This window comes from Nocardia panacis, assembly GCF_003598715.1.
Lineage (GTDB): Bacteria > Actinomycetota > Actinomycetes > Mycobacteriales > Mycobacteriaceae > Nocardia > Nocardia panacis.
In genome coordinates, this window is the sequence record NZ_QZFU01000019.1 from 1 (window position 1) to 24497 (window position 24497).

General features: G+C 68.6%; 19 protein-coding genes. 5 read left to right on the forward strand and 14 right to left on the reverse strand.

The features are described from left to right. Window positions 1-140 precede the first annotated feature (140 nt). Together D5S18_RS14605 and D5S18_RS14610 are read right to left on the reverse strand one after the other, a co-directional pair. The gene (locus D5S18_RS14605; protein WP_120041266.1) at window positions 141-1391 is read right to left on the reverse strand and encodes a hypothetical protein; all 1251 of its coding nucleotides are present in this window, start codon (window positions 1389-1391) and stop codon (window positions 141-143) included. A gap of 135 nt (window positions 1392-1526) precedes the next feature. After that, window positions 1527-1913 carry a hypothetical protein gene (locus D5S18_RS14610; RefSeq protein WP_147403959.1) on the reverse strand — a complete coding sequence of 129 codons (387 nt, stop codon included), beginning with the start codon at window positions 1911-1913 and terminating at the stop codon, window positions 1527-1529. A gap of 315 nt (window positions 1914-2228) precedes the next feature. On the opposite strand from D5S18_RS14610, the gene lexA reads away from it, so the two are divergent. Together lexA and D5S18_RS14620 are read left to right on the forward strand one after the other, a co-directional pair. Next, the gene (gene lexA, locus D5S18_RS14615) at window positions 2229-2936 is read left to right on the forward strand and encodes a transcriptional repressor LexA (RefSeq protein WP_239003839.1); all 708 of its coding nucleotides are present in this window, start codon (window positions 2229-2231) and stop codon (window positions 2934-2936) included. Between the two features lie 127 nt (window positions 2937-3063). Next, window positions 3064-5094 (forward strand): ArnT family glycosyltransferase, encoded by a 2031-nt coding sequence (locus tag D5S18_RS14620; protein ID WP_239003769.1) that lies wholly within the window; start codon window positions 3064-3066, stop codon window positions 5092-5094. Between the two features lie 7 nt (window positions 5095-5101). On the opposite strand, the gene D5S18_RS14625 is transcribed toward D5S18_RS14620, so the two are convergent. Continuing rightward, window positions 5102-6154, reverse strand: coding sequence for a fused (3R)-hydroxyacyl-ACP dehydratase subunits HadA/HadB (locus tag D5S18_RS14625; RefSeq protein ID WP_120041274.1), 1053 nt, complete (start codon window positions 6152-6154; stop codon window positions 5102-5104). 219 nt (window positions 6155-6373) lie between these two features. Here D5S18_RS14625 and D5S18_RS14630 point away from each other — a divergent pair, with 219 nt between their 5' ends. Beyond that, window positions 6374-7126: a hypothetical protein gene (locus D5S18_RS14630; protein ID WP_120041276.1), complete on the forward strand. Its 753-nt coding sequence runs from the start codon at window positions 6374-6376 to the stop codon at window positions 7124-7126. Window positions 7127-7206: 80 nt separating this feature from the next. Beyond that, a complete protein-coding gene (locus tag D5S18_RS14635; RefSeq protein WP_147403960.1) occupies window positions 7207-8706 on the forward strand; it encodes an alpha/beta fold hydrolase in 1500 nt (499 codons plus the stop codon). Here the strand turns inward: D5S18_RS14635 and D5S18_RS14640 are convergent. The 10 genes from D5S18_RS14640 to miaA form a co-directional block, all read right to left on the reverse strand. After that, window positions 8691-10049 carry a cytochrome P450 gene (locus tag D5S18_RS14640; RefSeq protein ID WP_158607874.1) on the reverse strand — a complete coding sequence of 453 codons (1359 nt, stop codon included), beginning with the start codon at window positions 10047-10049 and terminating at the stop codon, window positions 8691-8693. The genes D5S18_RS14635 and D5S18_RS14640 overlap by 16 nt on opposite strands. 195 nt (window positions 10050-10244) lie before the next feature. Continuing rightward, window positions 10245-13226 carry a WXG100-like domain-containing protein gene (locus D5S18_RS14645; protein ID WP_120041282.1) on the reverse strand — a complete coding sequence of 994 codons (2982 nt, stop codon included), beginning with the start codon at window positions 13224-13226 and terminating at the stop codon, window positions 10245-10247. Window position 13227: 1 nt separating this feature from the next. Continuing rightward, the gene (locus D5S18_RS14650; RefSeq protein ID WP_120041284.1) at window positions 13228-13542 is read right to left on the reverse strand and encodes a WXG100 family type VII secretion target; all 315 of its coding nucleotides are present in this window, start codon (window positions 13540-13542) and stop codon (window positions 13228-13230) included. After that, window positions 13539-14048, reverse strand: coding sequence for a YbaB/EbfC family nucleoid-associated protein (locus D5S18_RS14655; RefSeq protein WP_158607875.1), 510 nt, complete (start codon window positions 14046-14048; stop codon window positions 13539-13541). The genes D5S18_RS14650 and D5S18_RS14655 overlap by 4 nt, the downstream gene beginning before the upstream one ends. A gap of 204 nt (window positions 14049-14252) precedes the next feature. After that, a complete protein-coding gene (locus tag D5S18_RS14660) occupies window positions 14253-15398 on the reverse strand; it encodes an acyl-CoA dehydrogenase family protein (RefSeq protein ID WP_120041288.1) in 1146 nt (381 codons plus the stop codon). Between the two features lie 171 nt (window positions 15399-15569). After that, entirely contained in the window at window positions 15570-16454 is an 885-nt protein-coding gene (locus D5S18_RS14665) for a lysophospholipid acyltransferase family protein (RefSeq protein ID WP_120042135.1), read from the reverse strand. Between the two features lie 205 nt (window positions 16455-16659). Beyond that, window positions 16660-18093 (reverse strand): GTPase HflX, encoded by a 1434-nt coding sequence (gene hflX, locus D5S18_RS14670; RefSeq protein ID WP_239003840.1) that lies wholly within the window; start codon window positions 18091-18093, stop codon window positions 16660-16662. A gap of 208 nt (window positions 18094-18301) precedes the next feature. Beyond that, window positions 18302-19171: a diaminopimelate epimerase gene (gene dapF / locus D5S18_RS14675; protein ID WP_120042136.1), complete on the reverse strand. Its 870-nt coding sequence runs from the start codon at window positions 19169-19171 to the stop codon at window positions 18302-18304. 88 nt (window positions 19172-19259) lie between these two features. Beyond that, window positions 19260-20096, reverse strand: coding sequence for a TrmH family RNA methyltransferase (locus D5S18_RS14680; RefSeq protein ID WP_120041292.1), 837 nt, complete (start codon window positions 20094-20096; stop codon window positions 19260-19262). Next, window positions 20093-21013: a tRNA (adenosine(37)-N6)-dimethylallyltransferase MiaA gene (miaA, locus tag D5S18_RS14685; RefSeq protein ID WP_120042137.1), complete on the reverse strand. Its 921-nt coding sequence runs from the start codon at window positions 21011-21013 to the stop codon at window positions 20093-20095. Before miaA ends, D5S18_RS14680 begins: the two co-directional genes overlap by 4 nt. Window positions 21014-22213: 1200 nt before the next feature. Between miaA and D5S18_RS14690 the strand changes: the two genes are divergently transcribed. Then, window positions 22214-23596 (forward strand): DUF349 domain-containing protein, encoded by a 1383-nt coding sequence (locus D5S18_RS14690; RefSeq protein ID WP_120041295.1) that lies wholly within the window; start codon window positions 22214-22216, stop codon window positions 23594-23596. A gap of 70 nt (window positions 23597-23666) precedes the next feature. On the opposite strand, the gene D5S18_RS14695 is transcribed toward D5S18_RS14690, so the two are convergent. Continuing rightward, the gene (locus D5S18_RS14695) at window positions 23667-24248 is read right to left on the reverse strand and encodes an Rv2732c family membrane protein (RefSeq protein WP_120042138.1); all 582 of its coding nucleotides are present in this window, start codon (window positions 24246-24248) and stop codon (window positions 23667-23669) included. Window positions 24249-24497 lie beyond the last annotated feature (249 nt).

Genomic DNA, 24497 nt, shown 5'->3' on the forward strand with positions numbered 1-24497 from the left:
CGTCAAACGCGCCATCTCCAAACACCGCGCCAAAGGCGACATCGACCGCAACAGCTACAAAACGCAGATCAGCATCCACATCCTGCCGGGTTGACAACCCGGCAGGATCGCTAACTGAGCGGCATTGGGCCTAGGCCGGCCTAGTTCACGACCGCCCATTCCGAACCGAGATCGGCGAGCAGATCGGGTAGTCGGGAACCGAGTCGGCCACGAATCAGCTTGCTGGAGAAGGGTTCTCCCAGTACCGCCGCGGCGGCGGCGGGATCGGATTCCAGGTCGATGTGCCGCGGGATCAACTCGGCGAGCAGATAGGCCCAGCGCGTGTCGCGGTCGGCCCAGTCGAAATCCGGCAGGGGGGTGCGCAGCGCGAGCGTATGCCCGCCCACCTCGGCGCGCACGGTGGCCGGGGCGTAGACGCCGGGCGCGCGCACCCCCGGAATGGCGGACTTGCCCAGCAGCGTACTGGCGTAGGTCAGGACCCGCCCCGTCTCGCCGCGGCCCGCGGCGGTGGCGTCCCACTGGTCGGCGATGATCTGATTCTGCTCCCGGTCGGCCATGCGGGTCAGCGCGTCGATACTGCCCTCCCGGGTGCCCGAGTCGATGGATCGCCATGCGGTGCGGGCGCTTTCGTCGATCGCGCCCGCCGCGAACAGCTCATCGATACCCGACATGCCGCGCTCGGTGTACGCCTCGTGCATCGAGACCAGGTCGGTGAAGATGTGGCGCTGCATGACCATCAGCCGGGTCTGGTACCAGGCGATGTCGGCGGCGGTGAGCCGGGGCGCTCCGGCGGCGAAGCGGCGGATCTCTTCCGGGAGCCCGGCCACCAATTCCGGTGGGGTGCCGCGCAATAGGTCGGCGACTGCCACGCCGAGTCGATGCAGGCCGGGCAGATCGAAGACCGCCGCCACCTCATCGAGATCCACGAACGCGGAGGCGAAGGAGCCACCCGCCAACTCGGCCATGCCTGCCCACCAGAACTCCCGCTTACCCATGGCCAACCGCTGATAGTTGACATACACCTGGATGAAGGTGCGCTCGTTGGCCGCGACGCCGCGCGTCGGATCCCAGGCGGTGAGGTCGATTTCGGCATTGCGGGCGGCCACCACCAGCCAGTACTGCCGCAGGAGGGTGGCATATCGGCTCGGCGGGAGACCATCCGCCCTGACCTGGTCCAGCGCCGAGGCCAGCATCGATTCGTCCAGGGGCAGTGCCGGATTCAGCCCGCCGCCGCGCTCGCCTGCCGCATTGAGGGCGGGCAGGTCGAGATATTCCGCATAGGCGGGCGCGGCGTGTGCGATCGGCGCGGCGGCGAATAGCAGCAGGGGGCAGGCCACCAGGCCGACTATGCGGGCGAGGACCCGGCGGGCACGGAAAGCGAGGTCGGGCATGGGCGGGCTGCCTCCGGAATCGTTCGGGGGCACCGCGACTCGCAGGCAGTGAGCCGAAATCTCGCCCTGAGCATGGTTATTGGCACCATAGCAACATGTTCCAGTTCTCGATCAACAACTTCGGCCAGGCCCTGCTCAATGGGGCGCTTCCACCACGACCGTGGCGGGCGTCGAATCGTAGGGGGACGCACTCCAATGCGCCACGCCGATGAGCACCGTGACCGCCAGGGCGCTGAGCAGCGCGGCAAGCGCGAGCGCCGCATAGCCGATCTCGGCCCGGCGCACCCGCCGGATCGGATATGCACCGTGCGGGCGATACGGGGCGACCCGATGATCGCCATAGGAGAAGACGCCCGCGCGAGGGCGGACACCGCGCGGCCCCACTGCGGGCCGATGCGATCCATCGGCGAGGCGGCGGACCCGGCAGACGGGGCGGACCGCGCGCGCGACGCTGTCGAAGCCGAGATCGTCCGACGCCGGGGCGGAATTCGGGCCGGCGAAAGTGCTGATCGCGCTGCTCATCGGAAATACCTCCATGGTTCGTCCGTCGATGTGGATGGGGCCTGCTGCTCTTGGAACGAGGGCTTGGCACGAGAGCTGGGAACGAGGACAGCCGGCCGGCTCAGGCGGCCCGCGGGCGAGGCTATTCGATCACATGTTCGATAGATTTTTACCACGCCGCGCCGACAAAGTCAGCAGAAACGCCCGACATACCTCGAACAGATGTTTGAAACCTCGGGGCTCCCCCGCTAGATTCGAGAGACGAAAAACACGACAGGAAGGGCGGTTGCGGTGAGGCAGACAGACGACACGGACGGCGTCGGCGACGCCGGTCACGTGGGCGCCGACCCAGCGGGCACCGGGGCGGAACTCACCGTGCGTCAGCGAAAGGTGCTGGAGGTCATCCGAACCTCGGTGCGCGAACGCGGCTATCCGCCGAGCATCCGGGAGATCGGCGACGCGGTCGGACTCACCTCCACCAGCTCGGTGGCCCATCAGTTGCGGGCACTCGAGCGCAAGGGCTTTCTGCGCCGCGACCCGAATCGTCCGCGCGCGGTCGACGTGCGCGGATTGGACGAGGCGGTGCGCGCGGTCACCAGCCTGCACGCGGTGGGCGCCCGGTCCGGATCCGCCGAGGCCGACGCGGGCGCCGAGGATCCGAATCGCCCTACGCCCACCTTCGTTCCGGTGCTGGGCCGGATCGCGGCGGGCGGGCCGATTCTGGCCGAGCAGGCGGTGGAGGAGGTCTTCCCGCTACCGCGCGAACTCGTCGGCGACGGATCGCTGTTCCTGCTGAAGGTCGTCGGCCAATCCATGGTCGAGGCCGCCATCTGCGATGGCGACTTCGTGGTCGTGCGCCAGCAGAATGTGGCCGACAACGGCGATATCGTCGCCGCCATGATCGAGGGCGAGGCCACGGTCAAGACGTTCAAGCGCACCGGAAAGAACGTCTGGCTGCTGCCGCATAATCCGCTCTTCGAGCCGATTCCGGGCAATGACGCGCAGATCCTGGGCAAGGTGGTCACGGTCATCCGCAAGATCTAGCGATCCGCCACACCGTCGACGGCCGCACGGATATCCGTGCGGCCGTCGGCGTTTCACCAGCGGGCTCACAGCCGATTGCCAGGAAACTTCCAGCCTGCTCACCCGCTCGGTTGCCAGACTTGCCCGCGTGACCGCGACCAGTGCCGAGCCCGATGCCGTCCCGTCCGCGCCGCAGACCGACGACCCGCCCGTCTCCGGCGCGGCCCGAACCGGCGCGGCCGACCTCCCGCCCGCGCGGCACCGGGAACGTCTCGGCCTGGCCGCGCTGCTGCTCGGCACGGCGGCGGCCTATCTGTGGAATATCACCGTCAACGGCATGGGCAATGGGTTCTACGCCGCGGCGACCTGGTCCGGGGCGCGGGACTGGAAGGCGCTGCTGTTCGGGTCGCTCGATCCCGGCAATTTCATCACCGTCGACAAACCGCCCGTCTCGCAGTGGGTGATGGGGCTGTCCGGGCAGTTGTTCGGCTTCAGCAGCGCGAGCATGCTTGTCCCGCAGGCGCTCATGGCGGTGGCGACGGTCGCGCTGCTGTACGGCGCGGTGACGAGAGTCACCGGCAACCGGAGCGCGGGACTGCTGGCCGGATTCGCCTTCGCGGTGACGCCGGTGGTCGCCATGATGTTCCGATTCAACAATCCCGATGCGGTGATGGTGCTGCTCATGACGGCGGGCGCGTACTGCACCGTGCGGGCGCTGCCGAAGGCGAGTGTGCGCTGGCTGGCCCTGGCCGGGGTCGCGCTCGGATTCGCCTTCCTGGCCAAGATGCTCGAGGGATTGATGGTGCTGCCCGCGCTCGGGCTCGCCTATCTCGTCGTCGCGCCCACCACCTTGCGACATCGGTTGGCGCATCTGCTCGCGGCGGCGGTCGCGCTGGTCGTCTCCTCCGGCTGGTATGTGCTGCTGACCATCCTGTGGCCCGCGTCCTCCCGGCCCTACCTGGCCGGGTCCGCCGACAACACCTTCATGGACCTGGTGCTCGGCTACAACGGGTTCGCCCGGTTCCTCGGCCAGAACCACCAGGGCGGCAAACGATTCCAACTGCCCGCGGGCTATGAGATGCCGCATATGCCCAACCCCGGCAATGCCTTCGGTTCGGCGGGGGCAGGCCCCACGAAGCTGTTCACCGGTGAGATCGGGTTCGAGATCTCCTGGCTGCTGCCCGCCGCCCTGCTCGCCTTCGCGCTGGTCGTGTTCGCGCGCGGCCGGGCGCCGCGCACCGACCTGCGCCGCGGCGCCGCACTGGTTTTCGGGCTGTGGGTGCTGATCGACGGGATCGCCTTCACCGTGATGAAGGGCGGGATGCACGCCTACTACACGCTGGCCATCGCACCCGCCATCGCCGCCCTACTCGGGTTGGCGGCGCACGAGCTGTGGGTGCGGCGCGGGGACGCGTTCGGCCGAATCGGTTCGGCGGCACTGATTCTGGCCGGTGGGCTGTGGGGATTCGTTCTGCTGCAACGGAATTCGGGTTGGCTCCCGTGGTTGCGATGGGTGATCGCGGCCGTCGCGGTGGCGGCGGCCCTCGGACTGGTGGTGGCGGCGCTGCGTCGGTCGACCCGGAATCGGATGGTCGGAATGCTGATGGCGGTGGGAGTCCTTGCGGCACTGGCAGGTTCGACCGCGTACGCGGCGGCGACGCTGCCTCGGCCGCATACGGGCGGCAGCCCGAGCGTCGGCCCCGCCCGCGCGCCGGAATCCGGGCAGGCGTCCGAACTGCGCAGGCAGTTGAATGTCTTCGGCGGCGGCGCGTTCGATCCGCGCCTGCTCGATCTGTTGCGCGCCACGAACACGAGATGGTCCGCGGCCGTCGACCGCTCGTCCAATGCTGCCGAACTCGAACTGTCCACCCGCACCCCGGTCATCGCCATCGGCGGGTTCACCTCCGACGATCCGGTGCCCACCCTCGACGAATTCCAGCGTATGGTGCGCGATCACGAGGTGAGCTACTACCTGGTCCAGGAGCTGAAACTCCCGGACTCCTGGAAGACAGCGACGAACAAAAACGCCCCACCCGGCAACTCCACTCCGACGGCGAGCGAGCCGGGCACGTGGCGGCCGGTCGGCCACCGCGATATCGCGGACTGGGTGGCCGCCCACTACACGCCGGTTCTGCTGGGCAACTACGCCGTCTACGACCTCACCGCACCCCCGCACTGAACCCGCCTCAGGACAGCTGCACCGTCGCGGTGGCCCGACCGAAGACCTTCTTGCCCGAGTGCAGGGCGGTCAAGGCGACCACGGCCGTGCGGCTGTCCTGATCAACGGATTTGACCCGGCCGGACAACTCGACCACGCCCGGCCGGTCATGGGTGACATAGACCGGGCTCGTCATCCGCACGCTGTAGTCGCGGACCGCGCCGGGATCACCCAGCCAAGAGGTCAAGTAGGCGGCGCCGAGCCCCATGAGCAGCATGCCGTGCGCGACCACACCGCGTTCGAGTCCGGCCAGGCGGGCCGTCTCCGCACTCCAGTGGATCGGATTCGAATCACCGGAGACGCCCGCGTAATTCACCAGATCGCCGAGGGTCAACTCGAGGGTGCGCGGCGGCAGTTCGGCGCCGACGTCCGCGCTCAGCAGCGGACGACCCGCCCGTTTCGGCGGTTCTACCGGCTGCGCCCCCTCGGGTTCGCCGGGCGGCGGACCGAAGGGCGGTGTGATCGCGTGGCGAATATCGTGCCGCAGCACCGATTTCAACGCGGCGGCGAAATCCGCGCCGATCGGATGACCGGGTTCGCCGGGCGGGCGGGCCATCAGCCCGGTGTACCCGGTGACCAGCGGGGTGCCGCGCAGGTCCATGACCACGTTCTTGGTGGTGATCAGATCGCCGCCCCCGGCCCGACGCAGGTCGCTCACCACGCTGGTGGAGGTGACCAGATCGCCGACGGTGACCGGGCGGTGGAAGGTCATGGTCTGATCGGTCTGGATGATGCCGCTCGGATCGTAGGCCACCAACACCTCGCCGAGCATCTTCTCGAAGACCTTGATCCCGACCAGCGACAGGAAGGTCAGCGGCGCGACGACATCGCGGTAGCCCGCGCCCGTCGCGGCGGCGGCGTCCCAGTGGACCGGATGGTAATCCTGTACGGCGCGGGCATATTCGCGCACCTTCTCCCGGCCGACCGCATAGCTGTCGGACAGGCGCACGCCACGACCTATCAGCGCGTCCGGGGCCGACTCGAGCGCATCGTCCATGACCATCACCTCACCAGCAGACATGCGGGAAAGCTATCATTGCGCGCGGCTATCCGGGACATGTCATGCGGCATGTCGTCGCCCGGTGGCGCCGCAATCGGCTTCCGGCGCGGGCGAACCGGTCCCCCGCCCCGGCGAAGATCCCCGAAAAGACCTGCCGCGAAACCGATTCGGGTACGGTCGGCAACCAGCGGTTGATCGATGACGTGTGGTGAAACATTCGGATTTCGCGAAGGGTCCAGCATGCACAGCACGGATGAGCCGGTCGGCGCGCACGATTCGGGTGCGGGATACAGCTGGGAGGTCCTGCGGACCGCCCCGAACGGCGAGACCCTGGTCACCGAATCGGGGGGCGGCATGCTCGGCGCGCCCGCCGAGGCGACGAACCGGATCTGCGAGACCCACCTCGAGGCGGCGACCGCGCTGTTCGAGTGGATCTGCGACGACTTCCGGATGGGATACCGCACGGCCGTGCTCGAGGCGCGGGTGGCGGGCCGCGCCGATCCGAAGCCGGAGGCGGTGCGCGCCGCGCTGTCGGTGCGCGACGCGCGCGGCAAGGAGGTGGTCACGTTGAGCGCCGCACTCACCTATCCGCCGGTCACGGGGCGCGATCTCGCGGATTTCCGCAGGCGGCAGCGGCTTCGAACCAAGGGCAAACCACCGCGTGCGGCCGATCCGCACCTCGATCGGCTGATCCGCCATCTGCGGCTGGAGGCCGAGTCGGTGCGCGAGGAGGTGCCCGATCTCGACCACTGCCGCGAGCAGTTGGATCTGGCGAAGAATACGGTCGAGGCAGCCTCGGCCGCCAAGATCCGCGCCGAGGCCACGGGCGACAGCGCCGAGGCCGCGCATGCCGCCGCCTCGCTGGCCCGCTGGCGGCCGCGCGTCGCCCGGTGGACCGGCTACCTGGAGTTGACCACGGAGGCGTATGTGGACGCGGCCGCCGTCGAGGCCGAGGCCGATCGGCTCGCTCATGCGCCGACGAGTGAGGGCTGATTCACGACGGGTCCCGCGCGCCCCGGATCCTCCGGTGGGTTCGCGGCGGTAGCCTGCGCGAACTACGGACGGGAGATTCGGTGCGGGCACTGCGGATTCGACGACTGCTGGTGGGCGGCGCCGTCATCTTCGGAGCGGTCGGATATCCCCCGCAGGCGAGCGCGCAGGACGAACCGCTCGCCCGCTTCACGCACCAATCCTTGCGCTGGAAGCCGTGTGCGGACCGCGATCTGGATGGGGCGGGCGCGCAGTGCGCCGAGGTCACGGTGCCGCTCGACTACGACCATCCGGACGGACGCACGCTGACGGTGGCGATCTCTCGCATACCCGCCGATCCGGCACGGCGGCGCGGGATCCTGCTGTCCAATCCCGGCGGTCCGGGCGGTCAGGGCCTGAAGATGATGGTCGGCATTCGGGCCGGACTCTCCGAGGAGGTGCGCGACCGATACGACCTGATCGGGATGGATCCGCGCGGTATCGGCCGCTCCGACCGCGTGACCTGTGCCCTGCCCCTGCCCACCATGATCTTCTCCGCCGGCTTCGATCTGCTCGGTTACGCACGCGACACCGCGCTGGCGGGCGCGCTCGCCGCCTCCTGCGTCGCGCCGGATCCGGAACGCGCCCGCCGCATCACCACCCGCAATACCGCGCGCGATATGGATGTCATCCGAAGCGCGTTCGGCGAGCCCGACCTCAACTACTTCGGCACCTCCTACGGCACCTATCTCGGCGCGGTCTACACCCAGATGTTTCCCGAACACTCCGGTCGGATGGTGTTCGACAGCGCGATCGATCCGCGACGCTACGGGCCGGGCATGTTTGCGGACATGGGTCCGGTCAATGAGGCGGCGCTGGACGACTGGGCGGGCTGGGCGGCCCGGCACGACGGCGAATACCATTTCGGCGCTACCGCTTTCGAGGTTCGCGCCTTCGTCGAGCGCCTGATCCGGCAGGCCGCCGCGCATCCGCTCGTCGGCGCCGGGTACCTGGTGGACGAGCACACGCTCCCGCCCATGCTGCTCACGCTGCTCCCGAATCCGCGACTGAATCCGGATCTGGCTCGGGTCGTGCGAATGATCGCCGACGGACTCGACGGGCTGCCCTTCGATATGGACAGGCTGAAATCCCGGATCACCGCCGCCGCACCGCTGGACACGCCCGCCATGGCCGCGATCCTCTGCGGCGACAAGGCCGCGCCGCGCGATCCGGCCTGGTACTACCGCAATGTGGAGGCCGCGCGCGCGAGTCAGCCCGTCTTCGGCGCGATGGCCAACAACATCACGGCCTGCGCTTTCTGGCCCGATCCGGTCGAAGCGCCGACCGAGGTCGGCAATGCGGTGCCCGCGCTCATCCTGCAGGCCGATCGCGATACCCGAACCGCCTATCCCGAAGGTGTCGCGCTGCACCGCGATCTGACCGGGTCGCGGCTGATCACCTTGGCCGACACCAGGATTCACGGCACCTTCCGGGTCGGGCTCAGTGCCTGCGTGATCGATGCGGTGAATACCTATCTCGCCGAAGGCATCCTGCCCGCGACGGATACCACCTGCACTTCCGATCCGAATTATGCTCCCGGGTAGTCGCTTTCGCCCCTCGGGTCGACCCGCAGCCGCAGGCCGCTCGGATAGTAGGTCATCCCGGTCTCGGGCGTGAAGTCCGTGCCCGGCGCCACACCGACCCGCAGGCGCGCCAGGATCGTCGTCAGCACGACCGTCAATTCCAAGGTGGCGAAGGTATCTCCGATACATTTGCGCGGCCCCGCCCCGAAGGGCAGCGCCGCTCGACGCAGTGTCTGCCCCATCCGCTCACCCGCCCACCGATCCGGATCGAAACGCTCCGGGTTGGCGAGCAGTTTCGGATCGTGGCCCGTCAGATACGGGCTGAGCATGATCGACGCGCCCTTGGGCACCCGCAGCCCGCCCAACTCCACCGGTTGCAGCGCGCGGCGGGTGATGAGCCAGATCGGCGGGCTGTGCCGCAGCGCCTCGTCGATGACGCGCGCGGTATAGGGCAGGCGCGGCAGATCGTCGTATTCCAGCGGACGACCCGCCAGCACCCGATCCAGTTCGGCCACCAGTTTCTCGGCCACCCTCGGATGCTGGGTGAGCAGGACGAACAGCCAGGACAGGGCGGTGGCCGTGGTCTCCGAACCGGCCAGCAGGATCGTCAGCAACTGGTCGTGGATCTCGGCGTCGGACATGGTGGCGCCGCTGTCGGTGTCGCGGGCGGCGAGCATCATGCCGAGCAGATCCGTCGCGTCGTCGTGATCCGCGCCGCGGTAGTCGGCGATGACCCGGTCGATCATCGGATGCAGGCGCGCCACATGTTCGGCCCACTCCCGATTGCGAGCCAGCGGAAGCCGATTCAGCACCGGGAACGGATTCATGGCGCGGCCGTAGGACAATTCGAGTACGCGCGGCAACCGCGACTGAACCTCCTCGGCCAACTCCTTGCCGACCGAGGCCGAGATCAATGCCCCCGCGATGATATCGATGGTGATCGCGGTGAGCGCCTCCCGCGCGTCGAGCACCTGGCCCGGCCGCCACTGCGCGATCCGCTCGCCGACCCGATCCCGCATCATCGCCACATAGCCCGCGAGGCGCTCGCGCCGGAACGCGGGTTGCAGCAGCAGGCGATGCAGGCGGTGCGTCTCGCCCTCGGAACTGAGCAGACCGTAGCCGAAGACATCCCGGAAGTACTCGACCGTCACGCCCTTGTCGAACTGCCGGGATTTCGTCGTGAACAGCTCGACAGTGGCCTCTGTGGAGGTGACCACGTAGACCTGCTGCCAGCCGATCCGAATGCGCACCACCTCCCCGTAGGCGCGCAACGATTCGAACAGTCCGAGCGGGTCGCGCCGAAACGGGCGCACGTGCCCGAGCAGGGGCACCCGCTCCGGAGCCATGACGGGTACGAGACTCATTGCAGGAGCGGACATTTGACCTCTTTACCACCGTGACCACATCGCCGCGTCAATTGTCTCCCGTACCGAGGATTTTCACACCCGATCCCCGCGACCCAACCCCTATACGCCATACGATTCCGTTTTCCCACCGGCCACGCAGGCGCACGCCGCAACAATAACCGGTTGCCGTGACACGAGGTTACCGACGGGTCGCTACCGTCCAGTCGGTTCCGACGGTTCCCGGATCAATTCGGCGGCCAGCCAGTTTCGCCAGATCCGCCGCCGGGACTTCAGCACCGCGCCGCGCTCCTCGTCCTCCTTCGCGCGCCAGAGGGCCAGATTGTCTGCCACATCCCGGTTCACCTCCGCGTCGACCCATATCCTTCCCAGATCGGTGAGATGAAATAGGAACTTTCCACTTTCAAATGTACGCAGATCGACATGGAATCGGTTGCCGGGCAGGAAGATCACCGTCCGCTCGCCCATCCAGGACACCTCTTTGCCCCAGTGCGATTCGACTATGAGCTCGACATTCGCGCCGGCCACCGCATCATCCTTTTCGGCAGAACCGAAACCATGCTCCACCCGGATCTCGGAAGCGCCGTATTCGGCGACGAATCGCGCCAGCTCCGCCGGATCCTCGATCCGCAGCGAACGGAACACAATGCCCGTGTAGTCGGGCAATTTGTTCAATGCCGTTACCAGGGTGCGAATTTCGGCATCGTACTCATCCAGGAGGAGCCGATCACCTTGGCGCGTAGCCCTACTGATCCGCTCGTCGAAGTCACTGTCCGCCAGCAGGCCGAGCAACTCGATCTCGGCGTCCGTCAGCCGCGCCGACACCGGAAACTCCGCCGACAAGTGGGCGCGGGCCGCCACCACCCGCGGATCGACGGGCCTGCCGCTCAGATACTCGTACTCCGCTACGGGATCATGGAATTCGGGATCGGCGTAGTAGTGGCGGTCCTCGACCGGCAACTTCTGCCACCGATCGATCACCGCGGGATCATCTGCCTCCGACGCGCTTTCCCGCCCCGGCCCGAGCACTCCGAGCCGATGCCTACCGCGCCGCGCCTGATCCTGCGGCGGAACAGGTATCGCGACGGCGACCGGTTGCGGGACAACCTGACCAACTTGCGGATCGGAGTCCGCACCCCCGTGAGTTCCGTCGGCGTCATATCGGTGACCATGCGCATCCGAAGTGGTCGTCGCCGGGACCGAATGCCCCTGTCCCACCCCAACCGTCCGCACCTCCGGCCGCGCGGGCTGAGCGGGCTGAGCGGGCTGAGCGGGCTGAGCGGGCTGAGCGGGCTGAGCGGGCTCCGAACGTGATATCTGTGGCGCATCCGCCGCGGGCCGAGGCATATCCGGGCGAACCGGGTTCTGGGTATCGGCTCGAAGTGGTTGTCCGGGGTTCGGGATGCCGTCGGGGCGCGGGGCGACAGAGTTGACCGGCGAGTCCAGGCGCGGCGCCGGGACCTGGACCGGGTCGACTCGAGATGTTGCGCCGGGATTGTGTGCCGCAGTGGGTATTTCGATACGCGGCGGGGTGGTGGGGTAGGGCGTGGGTCTATGCGTTGGATCGACCGTGGGTCCGAGCGGTCCCGGTCTATGCCCCGGATCGACGACCGGGGGCGCAGGAATTCCGGGCACCGGAGCGCCGGGAGACGGTATCGCCCTCTGGGGCGACTCACCCGCAGGCACGAACTGGCCAGGTCTATGACCCGGATCGACGGCAGGCGGCGCAGGACTACCGGATACCGGGCCTGCGGGAGACGGCACGGGTCTCTGCGATGAGTCACCCCCTGCGACGAACTGGCCGGGTTTTTGACTCGAATCGACGGCGGGAGCTGCGGGACCAGTGGAGATCGGCGCGGCGGGAGCTGCCGGACCGGGGCGATGTCCCGTATCGGCGGACTGGGCACCGGACAGCGGAGCCGGATTACTCTGTGGCGGAACAGTTTCGGTGTAGGGGTGCGGTGCCGCCTGGGTGCCGGCGTGGGGTTGGCTACCGGACGCGACCCTCGATACGTCTACATCCGTCGCGGCGGATTGCGGAAGCGTATTCGGGTGCGATACCGGTGTGGGCTGCTGCCGCTGCGACGGATCATCGCCGACCGAAGCAAGGCCGAGGGTTCCGTTTCGCACCGTCGGCATGGAACCGCTTGCGGAGTCGGCGGCCTGCGGTTCGCCAGAACCGATCGAAATATCCTTGACCAGTGCGGATTTGGTCTGGGACCGGGATTCTGCCGAAGCGTTCGATCTCTCGTTCTCGGCACCGGTCTCCGGGACGCCGGGAATCGTCGTGTGCGGCAAGGGATCCGCGCCGACACCTGGAACTCGTGGGGTTCGAGGGGAACCGGCGGATGTCGGACCTGCGGAAGGGACGAGCTTCGCGGCGCCGGAGGATGATCCGTCCTGCGGTATGGACACCGGGGATGTGACGATTGGCTTCGTGGCACCCGCGACAGCGCTCGAATCCGAAAGACCGAGGGCGGCCGCCGGCGCGACCGCACCCGAGAGCAGCGTCGATGTCGCCCTCGTCTGACCGGCTGCGAGGGTATTGGTCGAACCGTCGGCGGTGGTCTCCGGAGCGGTCCGGCTCGCCGAGGAGCCCGAAGGCCCAAGAGTGTGCGAATTCTCGAGCGCACCCCACCCCGAGGCCGCCAAAGCGGTTCGGGTGGCATTGGTTTCGGCGGTGCGCGAGTCGAGGCGCTCGATGAGTTGCCGGGTGGCGCTGTGGATGGCGGCCTTGGTGGTGGCGCGGGCGGCCGCTTCGGCGGCGGGGGCCGAGGCGCCCTGCGCCGCAGCCATGCCTGCACCGGATTTGTTGGCGTAGACGGCGATCGAGCCGATGATGGCGAGTTTGGTGTGTTCGATATCGGCCGCGCCGTTGTCGAGGGTCGCGGCGAGGGCGGCGATTCGCTTGGTGAGCTTTTCGATTTCGCCGGTCGAACCGCCGATGCGGCCGGTGTAGTCGGCGAGCGCGTCGTGGGACTTGCCTGCGGATAGCGCGGCGAGCGCATCGCGCAGGGAGCGTTCGCAGTCGCCGCCGGTGGACTCGAGTTCGGCGCCGACCGCCCGCCAGGCGGCGGCGATCCGACGCATGGCAGTCTCGTCGGCCTGCGGCCAATCACCCTCGTCGACAACCCATTTGGCGACGGTTTGCAGGTTGTCCGGAATTCGGATACCCATATCAGGCTCGCAATCGGTCGGTCGCGGCGGCATTGGCGCGGTCCCGATTCTGGATGTCGTCGGCGATCTCGACGACGGCCTGCCCGAGATTGGCCAGCACCGAGGACAATCCGGCGATGCTCCCGGCGTCCTCCTCGGCCCCCGCCGCGTAGCTTCTTTCGAAGGCGCGACCCGTCCCGTCGGAGCCCCAGCAGCTACCTTCGGCCGCGATGACCCGGCTGAGCTTGTCGAGCGCCGCCTTCACCCGGTTCGATTCGTCGTCGAAGCCGGTTCTGGTGGCGCGCAACGCCTCCGGATCGACCCGCAAATCTCTCATCGGCCCTCCCGCAGATAGCCGCCGCTTCGGTAGTACTCGTCCTCTTCTTCCTCGGTCATCAGCCGAGGTTTCGGCGCGGTGGGCGGTGCGCCGAACAGGTCCCCGATATCGGTGGCGCCGGGCACCAGGTCCGACAGGTCGGGCGCGTCGCCGGATTGCGCGGTGATCGGCGCGAATTCCGCCGCCACCCGGCGCGCCACCTCCCGAGCCGCCGCCTGTGCCGCCTCCACCACCGACCGTCCCAACTTCTCGCGCGGCGCGTGCCGATACGCCGTGGCCGCCAACTGCACCTCCACCGGCACCCCCGCCGCATTGACCACCACCCGAACCAACCGATCGCTCGACCAAGCCGCCCCCGTCAGCTCCGCGACCCGCGCCCTCGCCGCCGCCAATTCCCGCCGCTGCCGCTCGGCCTGTTCGACCAGTGCGTGTACCCGCTCCCCCACCACCCTGTTTCGCGCATCGAGGCTCGCGTCCTCACCCAGGTCCATGCGCGCTCCGCTCACCCATTCGCTCCGTCTCCTATTCCGACGCACCCATCCCGCATCCGGTTCCCCCATTTCCCGAGATACTGTCTCGCCCATCGCGCCGCCGCCACCCCCAACGGTGTGTCCCCCTCCGACACACCGCATCCGCTGCAGATACGAAGAACTCCGGCCCCCTGCGGGTGCTGGGCACCTGCCGGAGGCCGGAGTCGGGAACGGTTGGGATCAGGACAGTTTCAGCGAGCGGCCGATGATCTCCTTCATGATCTCGGTGGTGCCGCCGTAGATGGTTTGTACGCGAGCGTCCATGTAGGCCTTGGCGATCGGGTATTCCCTCATGTAGCCGTAGCCGCCGTGGAGTTGCAGGCAGCGGTCGATGAGGGAGATCTGCTCCTCGGTGCTCCACCACTTGGCCATGGCGGCGTCCTCGACGGAGAGGGTGGCGGTATTGAGTTCGGCGATGCAGCGGTCGACGAAGACGCGCACGGCCGTGGTCTTGGTGGCCAGTTCGGCCAGCACGAAGCGGGTGTTCTGAAGTGCGCCAATGGGTTTGCCGAAGGCTTTGCGGTCGCGCACGTACTGGACCGTCATGTCGAGACAGGCCTCCATGGCGGCGGCGGCCATGACGGCGATGGACAGCCGCTCCTGGGGCAGGTTGTTCATCAGGTGGACGAAGCCCATCCCTTCGGCGCCGAGCAGGTTCTTGCCGGGCACCCGCACATCGGTGAAGCTGAGTTCGGCGGTGTCCTGCGCCTCGAGACCGAGTTTGTCCAGGTTGCGGCCGCGGTCGAAGCCGGCCATCCCGCGCTCGACGACCAGCAGGCTGAACCCCATCGCGCCCTTCGCCGGATCGGTTTGGGCGACGACGATCACGATATCGGAGTTGATGCCGTTGGTGATGAAGGTCTTCGCGCCGTTGAGGATCCAGTCGTCGCCGTCCTTGACGGCGCGGGTCTTGATGCCCTGCAGATCCGAGCCGGTGCCGGGTTCGGTCATGGCGATGGCGGTGATGATCTCCCCGGAGCAGAAGCCGGGCAGCCAGCGTCGCTTCTGCTCCTCATTGGCCAGGCCGAGCAGGTAGGGCGCGATGACATCGTTGTGCAGGGCGAAGCCGAGTCCGGAGTACTGGCCGCGCACCGACTCCTCGGCGACGATGGCGTTGTAGCGGAAATCCTCCACCCCGCCGCCGCCGTACTCCTCGGGCACGGCCATGCCGAGGAATCCTTGTTTACCGGCCTCCAGCCAGACATCGCGGTCGACAATGCCCTGTTCCTCCCATCCCGCGTGCCGCGGCGCGACATGCTGGTCCAGGAATTTGCGGAACGACTCGCGGAACAGATCGTGTTCGGGCTCGAACAGGGTGCGTTGCACGCCAACCTCCTAATGCCTGCGCGGGCCGGTGCGCACCGGCTCGCCGTCGCACTCCACGGTACCCGGAATGAGAATCGCAGTTCACTTCCGACCGGAAAATCGGCGTCTCACCTGGCGCTGCGGCGCGACCTCCTCGAAGCGAGGGAGATTCCCGACTCAGTAGCCGCCGGATCAGCGACCGAACAGTCCGAGGACCCGCCCCGCCAGGGTGCGCCCCGAATCCTGTTCCCGCGCCGCGAAGAGGAACCGCAACTCCTCCTCCAGCGCCTTGCGCACCACATCGCGCAGATCCACCGCGGCCAGGTGCCGATCCTCGATATCGCACCACGCGGCGGGATCGATCGGCGCGCCGAAGGAGAAATAGAAGCGCTCCGGCCGCGGAATGACGGTGGGTCCGAGACCGCGAATCAGCGGCGGCGTCAGATCCCGGCTCAGACCCAGCGCCTGCACGGTCCACCGCAGCGGGCGCAGCACCGGATGATCACCGTCGACGACGATGTCGTAGGCGTCGTCGACGCCGATCATGGCGACGGGCACGATGGGCGCGCCGGTCTCGATCGCCATATGCGCGAAGCCCGTTCGACCTTCCCATTTGAGCGCGTACTTCTCGTTTTTGCGCCGCACCGCCTCGCGCCCGCCGCCGGGGAAGACGATGACGGCCTCGCCGCGCTCGAGCAGGGTGCGGCAGTTGGCGCGGGTGCCGCGCACGGAACCGTAGTGGTGCAGCAGATGCCGCACACCGGGCACCGCGATGAGCACATTCTCCGCGAGCCCGCGCACCAGACGACCACGCCTGCGCAGCACCTCGGGAAACAGCAGCGGCGCGTCAATGCCGCCCATCAGATTGTGATTGCCGACCAGCAGCACCGGCCCCTCGGCGGGGATGTGCTCCATCCCGAGGAAGCGCGGACTGGTCCACGCCCGCAGCGGCGCGAGCGCCGCCTCCAGCAGCCGCAACTCGGGTTCGGTGAGCGAAATCGACAGCGGCGCACCATCACTCAGCGATGACGTGGTGTCGGACGGCCGATCGTCGACTGCGGTGCGCTCGTGCGACATGAGTTCCTCCTGCGATCGCACCCGACCATAGCCGAATGAAATCGCCCGTGCCGCACCGTCTATGGCCCTCGTCACGACAAAGCACGAGGTGAATGCCCGGCGGGTGGCTGGAATCACACCGAATCGAATCCGGGGCGAATCCACGCCGGGCCGACGCCATGCCGCACCTGATCTGTGCCGTGCCGAAAGCTATGCCGTGCCTGATCTATTCGGAGGCAACGCTGTTCGAGCCGCCCGCGTGCGCGTACCGCGACAGCGCCGAGGCCAGCGCGTGCGGCACCCTGGCCTGGACCCTGGTGCCGCCCTCCTCGTGGGTCGAGCCGATGATGCGGCCGTCGGCGTGGATACGGGCCAGCAGGTCGCCCCGCTGGTAGGGCAGCAGCACGCTGATCTCCACATCGAGTCCGCCGAGTATCTCGGCCAACCTGCCCCGCAGCGGATCGATACCCGCCCCGCTGTGCGCGGAGACGAAGGCGGCGTCGGGCAACTGCCCGCGCAGGCGGGTCAGCTCGACCGGGTCGATCGCATCGATCTTGTTGACCACCAACAGTTCCGGCGGGGCCGCCGCGCCCGATCGCTTGATCACGTCGGTGATCACCTCGCGCACCGCCTTGATCTGTTCGGCGGGCAGTGGATCGGAACCGTCGACCACGTGCAGCAGCAGATCCGCGCCGGTCACCTCCTCCAGGGTCGAGCGGAATGCCTCGACCAGCTGGGTGGGCAGGTGCCGGACGAATCCGACGGTATCGGTGAAGATGACCTCGCGGCCGTCGTCGAGCGCGGCCCGGCGGGTGGTGGGGTCCAGGGTGGCGAACAGCGCGTCCTGCACCAGCACACCGGATCCGGTGAGCGCGTTCATCAGGCTGGATTTGCCCGCATTGGTGTAGCCGACGATGGCCACCGCCGGGATACCGCTGGCGGTGCGGCGCGAGCGCATGGTGTCGCGCGCGGTCTTCATTTCGCGAATCTCGCGGCGCAACTTGGCCATTCGCTCGCGAATGCGCCGACGGTCGGTCTCGATCTTGGTCTCACCGGGACCGCGCAGACCCACGCCGCCATTGCTGCCCGCGCGACCGCCCGCCTGCCGCGACATCGACTCACCCCAGCCGCGCAGCCGAGGCAGCATGTACTCCATCTGGGCCAGCGCGACCTGCGCCTTACCCTCCCTGGAGGTGGCGTGCTGGGCGAAGATGTCCAGGATCAGCGCGGTGCGATCGACCACCTTGACCTTGACGACCTTCTCCAGCGCCGTGAGCTGCGCCGGAGTGAGCTCACCGTCGCAGATCACCGTATCGGCGCCGGACTCCAGCACCACCGCGCGCAACTCCTCGGCCTTGCCGGAGCCGATGTAGGTGGCCGGGTCGGGTTTGTCGCGGCGCTGAATGAGTGCCTCGAGCACTTCGGAGCCCGCCGTCTCGGCGAGCAGGGCCAGTTCGGTCATGCTCGCATCGGCCTGCGCGGCCGTGCCGGTGGTCCAGACGCCGACCAGCACCACGCGTTCCAGGCGGAGCTGCCGGTACTCGACCTCGGTGATATCGGCGAGTTCGGTGGAGAGCCCGGCTACGCGGCGCAGCGAACCGCGATCCTCCAGTTGCAACTCGCCCGCGGTGGGCTCGGCCGTCCAGCCATTGCGGGCCATCCGTGCCCGGTAGTCGGCCACGACGTCGCCTTTGTAGCTATCGCCCTCGTAGCCGTCGCCCTCGTGGCGTGCATCCGCTTCGGCGGGGATGCCTTCCGCCGTGTCTCGGGTGGTCATGTCCTGCGTCTCTGATTTCCTCATACGCCTTCAATGCTGCCACGCGACGGCCACGCCGCGCATCCGGATATCCGCAGGGCGAAATTCCCGCTCAGGACCGCTCCGACCACCACTGCCCGGCGAGCCGACCGGAGGCGACCAGTTCCGAAGGACCGCGCAGCCAGGCCGCGCCCTCGGCGAGGCGCACCCGCACCGCACCACCCGGCACCCGGACGGTCACCTCGCCGGAATCGATGCCCGCGTGTGCCAGCGCCGCGGCCGCCGCGGCCACGGTTCCCGTTCCGCACGAACGGGTTTCGCCGACACCGCGTTCATATACCCGCATATCCACCGCACCGTCGGCGAGTGCGGTGAGGATCTCGACATTCACCCCGTTGGGGAACAGCGCCGGATCGAATCCGGGCGCGGTCGTCAAATCCAATTCGGCCAACCCCGTCGCGGACAGATCCGGGTCCACACAGGCCAGATGCGGATTCCCGACATCGATCCCCAGACCCGACCAACCGCGCCCGCCGATGGTCGCGGTGGACGCGCCCACTTCGCGCACCCGCCCCATCGAGACGGTGACCTCGCCGTGCACCGCGTCCCCCGAGTGCACCGTGACGGGGCGCGCGCCCGCCCGGCTGCCCACCACATAGTCCGCGCGCTGCTCGCGCCCGGTCGCGGCCAAGTAGTGCGCGAAAACGCGAACCCCATTGCCGCACATCTCGGCGATCGAACCGTCGGCATTGCGGTAGTCCATGAACCAGTCGTCGGCGGCCACCCCCTCCGGCAGCGCGTCGAGAACACCGGTCGCGCGCAGCGCACCCGCCCGCGCGACCCGCAGCACGCCATCCGCGCCCAGACCCCGCTGCCGATCGCACAGCGCGGCGACACGGGCGGGCGTCAGATCCAGGCGCACGTCCTCGTCGGGCAGCACCACGAATTCGTTCTGTGTGCCGTGCCCCTTGGTGAATTCGATATCACGCTGCGGCACGACCCGCTCCCTTCGTTCGCTCATCGACACGTCGGCATTCTCCCAGCAGCCCTCGCGCCCGGACCGGACCGGGTCATCTGGCAAACGTCCGGCGCTGCCGGGAAATTTCGTAGAGGGCGACCGCGGCGGCCGAGGGCGCGCCCAGCGAACTCGCGGTGCCGCCCATCGGGATCTCGGCGATCTCGTCGCAGACGGCGCGCCACCCGGCGCTCATTCCGCTGGTCTCATTGCCGATCACCAGAATGGTCGCCTCGGTCAGGTCGTGATCGAACAGGGCGCGGGCGCCGTGTTCGTCGGTGCCGATGATTCGGGTGGGAATGCCCCGGTTGGTCTGCCGATCCCGGAATTCGAGCACCTGATCCGAACCCGAGGCGCGCAAGACCGGCATCGCGAACAGCGATCCGGTGGAGGCGCGGACCGCCTGCGGGTCGTAGTGGTCGGCCCCGTGTCCGGTGACGATCACCCCGGACGCGCCGAAAGCGTCCGCCGACCGGATCAGCGTGCCGAGGTTGCCCGGTGAGTTGGGCCGATCGAAGACCACCACCACGGGTGCGTCCTCCCCCGGCTCGCCGGGTGCGAAGTCGTCGAGGACCCGATCGCGGGTGCAGGCCACCGCCACCACTTCCGGTGTGCCCGTGGACTTCTCACCCAGATCGGCCATCAGCTCCGGCACCAGGCCGACGGTCGACACCTCGGTGGTGTCGAGCAGTTCGCGCGCCCAACCGGACAACTCCGGTGTGCCGAGTCGATACAGCAGGGTCTCCAGCGGCCAGTCGTTGGCGATGGCCTGTGTGATGGGGCGCACGCCCTGCACCAGGAAGCGACCGTCGCGGTGCCGCTTGGTGCGGTTGGTCAAGTACGCCGTCCACACCTGGACGGCGGCATTGCGGGTGCTGACGCGTCGGGTCACTGCGGGGTCCGTTCGCCGTGGGTTTCCAATGCCGCGAGCGCGGCGTCGAGCAGTGCGGGATCGGCGCCGTCGACCCAGCGCACCCTGGTATCGCGGCGGAACCAGGACCGCTGGCGACGCACATAGCGACGGGTGCCGATGAGGGTGCGCTCGCGGGCGTGGGCCAGATCGTATTCCCCGTCGAGATAGGAAAGGACCTGTGCGTAGCCGATGGCGCGGCGCGCGGTGACTCCCTCGCGCAGGCCGACTTTCAGCAGTTCGCGCACCTCGTCGACGAGTCCGCCCTCGAACATCAGCCCGGTGCGCGTCTCGATGCGCGCGTCCAACTCCGCCGTTTCCCGATCGACGCCGAGAATTCGCGTGCCCCAGCGGGGTTCGCCGATCACCGGGGCCGAAGCGGCGAACGGCCTTCCGGTGATCTCGACGACTTCCAGCGCGCGCACCATTCGGCGGCCGTCGGTGGGCGCAATCGTGCGCGCCGCCACCGGATCGGCCGCGCGCAGCGCCGCGTGCACGGCCGCGAGGCCGTCCTGCTCCAGCACCGTCTCCCACCGCGCCCGCACCTGCGGATCGGTCGCCGGAAACTCCCATTCATCCAGCAGCGCTTGCACATACATCATGGAGCCGCCCACGATGATCGGGGTGCGCCCGCGCGCCATGATCGCCGCCACATCCGCACTGGCCGCCACCTGATACGCCGCGACGGTCGCCGTCTCGGTCACCTCGAGCACGTCGAGTTGATGGTGCGGTATCCCCCGCCGCTGCGGCACCGGCAGCTTCGCCGTCCCGATATCCATCCCCCGATACAGTTGCATCGCATCGATATTGACGATCTCGCCACCCAAGCGCTCCGCCAGCGCCAACCCCAGATCCGATTTTCCGGTGGCGGTGGGGCCGAGGACCGCGATCGGCCGGATGTCCCCCTCGGATGCGCCCGCCGTGCCGGTGTCCGCCACCGGTCTGCGCGAATCACCGTGCCCGACAGTTGGTTTCTCGCGACGATCCGTCAGGTTCGCCGCGGCGACAGCGCTGCCCTCGCGATACACGGGGTCATCGAATCCCACCGCGCGCGCAGCGGGATTCGCCGCCTCGACGGCTGCGGTCGAGTCCCCGCGACGCCACAGACCGACAAAGTACCCGACACCGAAAGGCGCGTCGCGGTATAGGGTTTCGGTCTTCGGGGGAATATCGTCCGCGAAGAGTCCGGCCAGCACCTGGTAGGCGGCGCGGCCGGTGAGCAGCAGGTCCGCGCACAGGTCCTGGTCCAGTGCCGCGATGGCGGTCGCATCACCTGCCGACAGGGCGTCGTCCAGCGCATCCTGGACGCTCGCGGCGCGCTCATCGAGATAGCCGGGCGCGCGCAGCGTGAGCGTCGCCGCGCCGTCGGCGAGGATCAGGACGCCGACAGGTTCGGGGTCGCTCGCCAATTCGCCCCGCAGCCGCGCACCCAATTCGGCACACCGCTCGGCGGGTGTGTCCATGGCGAGGATCCGAACGGAGATCGACGCGGCGGGTGCGACCTGCCCCCGCAACCAGCCGGCGATCAAGGCGGGCAGCGGTAGCTCGGGGTCGGGCACCGCGGTATCGGCGGTGAGCGCCGCCGGCGACAGACCGACCGGTATGTCGACGCCGAATCCGCGAAAGGTCCCGACGGCCTCCGGCGGTATGTCCGAATCCTCCGGTCCGGCGCCGATGACGACCCAGCGCGTCGCGGGCGCCAGCGCTGCCGCGGCGGCCGAAGCGGCGGCGCGCAACCGCGCGACCGGGTCCTCATCGCTCGAATTCGGCGGGCCGCCGCAGAGTTCGGGCACCAGGATCGGCGGCGACGGGACCAGCGCGGCAACGGAGAACACCCGGTAACGGTAGCCGCTGTCACCGGGGCCGCCGCGCGGCCCCGGTACCCCGCCCGGACCTGCGGGGTTCGAGTGTCTGTGCCGCAAACTCGGCCGACATTGATAGTGTTCGAGGTGCTACATCCCAGGTCATCACGGGTCGGTATCGGCGCGATTCCGACAGGGGAGTGCGCCGATCAATGGTCTGTACGGCTCGGACCGGGTTCAATGGGATGAGCGAGGGAGTAACCAGGCAGCCGTGACGCGCGGCAGGGACGAGGAGCTATGACCGACAGCAACGGAACCGCGAAGGCCACCCCAGGCGCGACACCGCGACCGTCCGGCGGCCCGAAGCCCGGTGGTTCGCAACCCCGTGCCCCCAAACCGCACGCGGCCAAACCCGTACCGGGTCCGGTTCAGCAGCAGCATCCGCATCCGGTGGTCGTCCCCACCGTGAGCGATCCCAGCCAGTGGGGCCGGGTCGACGAGGACGGCACCGCCTGGGTGAAGACGGCCGAAGGCGAGCGCGTCATCGGTTCGTGGCAGGCGGGCGACACCGCGGAGGGTCTGGCCCATTTCGGCCGCCGCTTCGACGATCTGGCCACCGAGGTGGCCCTGCTGGAGGCGCGGCTGGCCGCGGGCGCGGACGCCCGCAAGACCAGGGCCGCCGCCACCGCGCTCGCCGAACAGTTGCCCACCGCGGCCGTCATCGGCGATATCGACGGTCTGTCCCAGCGCCTGGCCGCCCTGGCCGAACATTCCGAGGAGGCCGCCGCCCACGCCAAGGAGGAGAAGGAGCGGGCCAGGCACGAGCACACCGAGCGCAAGGAGGCCCTGGCCGCCGAGGCGGAGAAGATCGCCGTCGAATCCACCCAGTGGAAGGCCGCGGGCGACAGGCTGCGCGAGATCCTCGACGAGTGGAAGTCCATTCGCGGCGTCGACCGCAAGATCGATGACGCGCTGTGGAAGCGCTACTCCAAGGCCCGCGAGGCGTTCAACCGCCGCCGCGGCGCGCATTTCGCCGAATTGGATCGGGAGCGGGCCGCCGCCAAATCGCACAAGGAGGAGTTGTGCGTGCGCGCGGAGGAGCTGTCCGGTTCCACCGACTGGGTCGGCACCGCGGGCGTCTTCCGCGACCTGCTCACCGAATGGAAGTCGGCGGGTCGCGCCCCGCGCGAGGCCGACGAGGCGCTGTGGCGGCGTTTCAAGAGCGCCCAGGACGTGTTCTTCGCCGCGCGCAATGCCGCGGTCTCCGAGCGCGACGCCGAATTCGAGCAGAACGCCGCCGCCAAGGAGGAGTTGCTGCGCACCTTCGAGCACATCGACCCGAATACCGGTCTCGATACGGCCCGCTCGCAGCTGCGCGAACTGCAGGACCGCTGGGATGCACTCGGCAAGGTGCCGCGCGAGCGCATGCAGGAGTTGGAGGGCAAGCTGCGCTCGATCGAGAAGCGGGTCCGCGAGGCGGCCGATTCGCAGTGGCGGCGCAGCGATCCGGAGGCCGTGGCCCGCGCCGCCCAGTTCCGCGAGCGCGTCGCGCAATTCGAGGAGCAGGCCGCCAAGGCGCAGGCCGCGGGTAAGAAGCGCGATGCCGAGAAAGCGCTCGAGCAGGCCAAGCAGTGGCGGGAGTGGGCGGAGGCCGCCGAGGGCGCCGTCAGCAACCGCTGAAACCCACCCGACAAAAGTCGAACGGCCGGGCATCATGCCCGGCCGTTCGACTGTATTCCGCTGCGTTACTTCAGGATTCGCCACCGAGCAGGCGACGGTCCCGCTCCTCGGCCTCGGCGGCGGCCAACCGGCGCTGCTCCTCGGCCTCGAGCTGCATGATGGTCCGGCTCCAGACGACACGGATCCAGTGGAATGTCAGCACGATGACCGCGATGGCCCCGAGGATCAAACCGATTCCCGGCCCCGCGCCGTGGTAGTTGTTGATGCCCGGCGTCTGGCGATGCCAGATCGACAGCACACCGAAGACACTGGCCACGGCCGATCCGGAGACGGCGACCCAGGCCAGCACCCAGCGCCGCGTCATGAGTGCCAGCAGCGAGCAGCCGATGGCGAAGATCACGGTGAACCAAACGAAGACCCGCGAGGGCAGTCCGATGTGTTCGGTGCTCGCGATATCGGTGCTGAGCAGCACATCGAATCCGCGCGCTGCCCCCGCGTGCGGCAACACCAGCGAGACGAGCAGCGCGAAGACCGAACCCGCCACCACCAGTGCGCGCACGCCGGGATCGATCTCGCCCGCGATGCGCTTCTCGACATCGTCGATCTCGCGGCGGAACTGCTCGAAATCCTTGGTCTGCTCGGCCGAGCTCACGGGGTCCTCGCTTCGTTCGACTGGTTCGGGTCCGACACGTCCGGCGTCCACTGTGCCATTACCGGATTCCGCGCCCGCGGGCACCCCACTACGACCGGTAGTAGCCTTATCCGATTCGGATTCGTCGCGACCGGGCCGCGCATTCCGGTCCGCACCAGCCATATCGTCGCCTCCTGCGCCGCGTGAATTCACCCCCGTCAGGTGGGGCGTCGCTGCCCCGCACCTCAACGGTAGTCCCCCGCCCGTCAC